Source organism: Tardiphaga sp., from assembly GCF_044340795.1.
GTDB lineage: Bacteria > Pseudomonadota > Alphaproteobacteria > Rhizobiales > Xanthobacteraceae > Tardiphaga.
The window spans coordinates 1-4321 of record NZ_JBIISY010000362.1 but is presented as its reverse complement, the minus strand read 5'-3'; the positions used below and the strand labels follow the sequence as shown (position 1 = coordinate 4321).

The following is a 4321-nucleotide window of genomic DNA, read 5'->3' as shown; positions in this document are numbered from 1 at the left end:
GGCCACGACCGCGCTGCGCATGAGCAGCGGTGCTGCCGGCGGTCAGCATGACGGTGGAGGCACCGATCAGACCGATGCAATAAACAGAGACAAGCGCCGCAGCTGCGAGGCAGCGGGTCAGGAGGTTACGGCGCTTCGATGTCGTTTGAGCCATTCTTGGGATCTCCCATTCTGCAGAAGCACGGCTTTAGAATGCTTCCGATGTCGAATTGTTCAACAGAGTGACACGGAGAGCAATTCCAGTTCACGCGTGCTGACATAGCAGACCCGGAAACCAGACCACCAATATGGCTGCGGCATGGCGTCTATGCGGGATCGTGAAAAGAATAGAATCAAGCGCGAAGCCCGGTCAAGTTGACAGGAGCGCGGCACCTGCGAACAAACACGCATCTCAACGGATACAGTGAATTGCGCTTGTCGCCGTTCATCTTCTCTTCATAGTACCGCGCATTATCCTCGCTGGCTCGGCTCGCAGCTGCGAGATAATCCCCGCCTTCGATTTCCGAACACAAGAACGCAAGAAGTGAGCCTCAATGGCCAAGCCCCGCTACATTCTCGGTCTCAACACCTATGATCACGACGTCAGCGCCTGCCTTCTGCGCGACGGCGAGATCGCCTATGCGATCGAGAAGGAGCGCATTACCCGCGAGAAACACGCGACCGGTTTCTATCAAGAGGTGATCGAGTACTGCCTGCAGGCCGAGGGGATCAGTCTGAACGACATCGAGCTGGTGGTCAGCAATTGCTACATCCTGCCGGTCCCGGAGATGGAAGACCGTCTGATCTATCAGGACATGCCAGGCTTCCTGCCCGAATATGAACGGCAGGATGCAAAGCGCCACCCACTGTTCCGTGCGCGCAACGGCAAGGTCGTCGCCATCTCGCATCATCTCTCGCATGCCTACAGCGCTTTCGCAGTCTCGCCATTCGAGGAAGGCGCCATCATGATCGTCGATGGCGTCGGCAGCTATCGTTCCGACGTGATGGAAACCTATCCGGTAGAGGACGGCGGATCGCCGCTCGCGCGCGAGTCCGAGAGTTACTACACATTCAGTGGCACCCAGCTCAACTGTATCAAGAAAGTCTGGATGGAGCCGGACCGCGGTTTCCTCAGCGACGAGTTCACCAACATGGCCGGCCTTGGCGCGCTCTACAGCCGCGCATCGACCTATGTATTCGGTGACTGGAACAAGTGCGGCGAGCTGATGGGGCTCGCTCCCTATGGCCGCCGCGAGCATTTTCCGTCGCTGATGTCCATCACGGACAACAAGCTGACGGTGCCGCGCTGGTCGGCGGAGTTCAACCAGCCCTATGTCCCCGATGGCGAAGGCAAGTGGGAAACCAGCCCTTCCATGAAGCATTGGGAAGATCTCGCCTGGCGCGTTCAGGACGACACCGAGAAGGTACTGCTCGCCCGTGCGCGCTGGCTGCGCGAAACCACCGGCGCGAAGAATCTTTGCATCGCGGGCGGTGTCGCGCTGAACTGCGTCGCCAATGGCCGCATCGCGCGCGAGGCCGGCTTCGACAATGTCTGGATCCAGCCAGCCGCCGGCGACAACGGCATCGCCATCGGTTGCGCCTATTACGGGCTGCTCGAAGTACAGAAGCAACCGCGCAGCTATGTGATGAAGCACTCCTACACCGGCCGCACCTATGACGATCGCGAAGTCGAGGCGGCGACCCAGCGCACGCTGGTGAAGGCACAGACAAGCACCGTTCGCAGCGACGACATCTGCCGCGACACTGCCAAGCTGCTGGTCGAGCAGAAGGTGATCGGCTGGTTTCAGGGCCGGTCGGAATATGGACCGCGCGCCCTCGGCAATCGCAGCATCATCGCCGACCCGCGCCACGCCGAAATGAAGGACATCCTGAACTCGCGTGTGAAGCATCGGCAGCCGTTCCGCCCATTCGCACCATTGGTGCTCGCCGAACGCTGCCAGGAGATTTTCGAGGGCGCCGAGGATTCGCCGTTCATGCTGGTTGCCAAGCCGGTGCGGCCGGAATGGCGCGATCGCATTCCGGCCATCGTCCATGTGGACGGCACCGCGCGCGTGCAGACGGTGACCGAAGACACCAATCCGGTGCTGTATCGCCTGCTGAAGGAATTCGAGGCGCTGACCGGCGTGCCGGTGCTGCTCAATACCTCATTCAATGTGAAGGGCGAGCCGATCGTGGAGACGCCGCGCGATGCGATGGCGTGTTTCATCAATACGGGAATCGATCACCTGATCCTGCATGACCGGATCGTATCGAAGACGTCGGCCCATCGCGTGGTGGCACCGCTGGTGCGGACCTATATGGATATCGCGGGGCTGGTGACGTCGAGCGTGAGGTGAACTTTCCTTTCCTCTCCCCTTGTGGGAGAGGGTGGATCGAACGCAAAGCGTTCGAGATGGGTGAGGGGTAGCCACGAGCTCCGAGCCCAGCAGTACCCCTCATCCGTCTTCGCTTCGCGAAGCCACCTTCTCCCACCCTGCACAGCTTCGCTGTGCTTGGGGGAGAAGGAAGAACGACAGAGCTTTAAGCCGCACGCACCGCGGTCAGGAACTTGCGGACTTCGTCCTTGAGCCGCGTCGAGTCCGATGACAGCGACTGGGCCGCGGACAGGACCTGCGTCGATGCGGAGCCCGTCTCGCTGGCGCCGCGCTGCACGTCGGTGATGTTCGACGACACCTGCCGGGTGCCCTGCGCCGCCTGCTGGACGTTGCGCGAGATTTCCTGCGTTGCTGCGCCCTGCTCTTCCACCGCCGACGCGATGGTGGATGCGATCTCGGACATACGGCCGATGGTGTCGCCGATTTCCTTGATGGCGCCCACGGATTCCTGCGTTGCCGCCTGAATGCCGGAGATCTGGGTCGAGATTTCGCCCGTGGCCTTGGCGGTCTGCTCCGCCAGCGCCTTCACTTCCGACGCAACCACCGCAAAGCCACGGCCGGCTTCGCCAGCGCGAGCCGCCTCGATGGTGGCATTCAGCGCCAGAAGGTTGGTCTGGCCGGCGATATTGTTGATGAGTTCAACGACGTCGCCGATACGGGCTGCGGCACTGGCCAGTTCGCTGACGCGATCATTGGTCTTCTGCGCCTGATCCACCGCCTGATTGGCGATGTTGGCCGATTCCTGCACCTGCCGGCTGATCTCGTTCACCGACGACGCCATTTCCTCGGTCGCAGATGCCACCGATTGCACATTGGTCGTAGCCTGCTCCGATGCGGCAGCGACGGAGGTGGTCAGTTCCTGCGAGCGCTCGGCCGTGGCTGTCAGGGTGCTGGCGGATGCTTCCAGTTCGGTCGAAGCCGACGACACGGTCTCGACGATCTCACCGATCATGGCTTCGAAACTGCGGGTGATGCCGTCGACGCGGCGACCGCGCTCGATCTTCGCTTCGGCGTCGGCAGCGGCGACCTCGTCGGCCGCACGCTTGTCGATCAGCGCCTGCTTGAACACCTGCAGCGTATCGGCCATGGCACCGATCTCGGTCTTCTCGCCCTGATGCGGCACATGCGCGGTGAGGTCACCGGCGCTGAGCGCCTGCATCGGCCTGACGATGGACGCGATGCCCGACGACACGTCACGAACCAGATAGATGCCAACCGCAATGCCAATCACCGCCGAAATGCCGATGATGGTCACGACCATCATGAACGCCGAATTGTAGCTATCGACGGCCTTTTCACCCGACGCCGCAGCGCCCTTGTCGTTGAACTCGATGGCCTTGCGGAGCGCGAAGTCAGCCTTGGAGCCAAGCGGGTTGACGACATTCAGGTTCAGCTCGTGAGCTTCCAGATTGGACTTGCCGAGATTCTTGCGATTGAGCGCGAACACCTCCTGGCTGCGGGCGAGATACACGTCCCACTCCTTCGCCCAATCGTTGAAGATGGCGCGCTCTTCCGGCGACGAGATCAGTCTGTCATAGGTCGCCCGTTCCTCGCCCACACGCTTCACGATGACATCGATGCCTGTCTCGGTCTTGCCCATCTGCTCGGCATTGGCGGCCAGGATATGGGCGCGCACGAGGTTGCGATAGTCGATCGTCGTTGCGCGCAGACCGCCCAGAACGCGAATGCTCGGCAGCCAGTTCTTCTGGATCTCAGACGAATTGGTATTGATCATCTGCATCTTGCTGACGGCCAGAAGACCCATCGCGGTCATGGCAATCAGCAGGAACGAGATGACGATGGTGATCTTGGCACGAATTGAGAAGCTGGCGAGCATAACTATCCTGTCCCTCGGTTTTCGACCGTTGGCTGAACGACGTAATGAAACTGGATTTTCTTGGTTTCCGCGAGGGGTGGATCTGACCGCCGACCAGACCTGCGCAGAC

The 4321-nt window shown here is 61.1% G+C and carries 2 protein-coding genes; one reads left to right on the top strand and one right to left on the bottom strand.

Annotated elements, in window-relative coordinates:
* Positions 1-533 precede the first annotated feature (533 nt).
* Positions 534-2336, top strand: a complete 1803-nt coding sequence (locus ACIQ17_RS31320) for a carbamoyltransferase (RefSeq protein ID WP_398473402.1) — start codon at positions 534-536, stop codon at positions 2334-2336.
* Positions 2337-2520: 184 nt separating this feature from the next.
* Here ACIQ17_RS31320 and ACIQ17_RS31315 read toward each other — a convergent pair whose 3' ends face one another.
* Positions 2521-4212 carry a methyl-accepting chemotaxis protein gene (locus ACIQ17_RS31315; RefSeq protein WP_398473401.1) on the bottom strand — a complete coding sequence of 564 codons (1692 nt, stop codon included), beginning with the start codon at positions 4210-4212 and terminating at the stop codon, positions 2521-2523.
* Between the last annotated feature and the right edge of the window lie 109 nt (positions 4213-4321).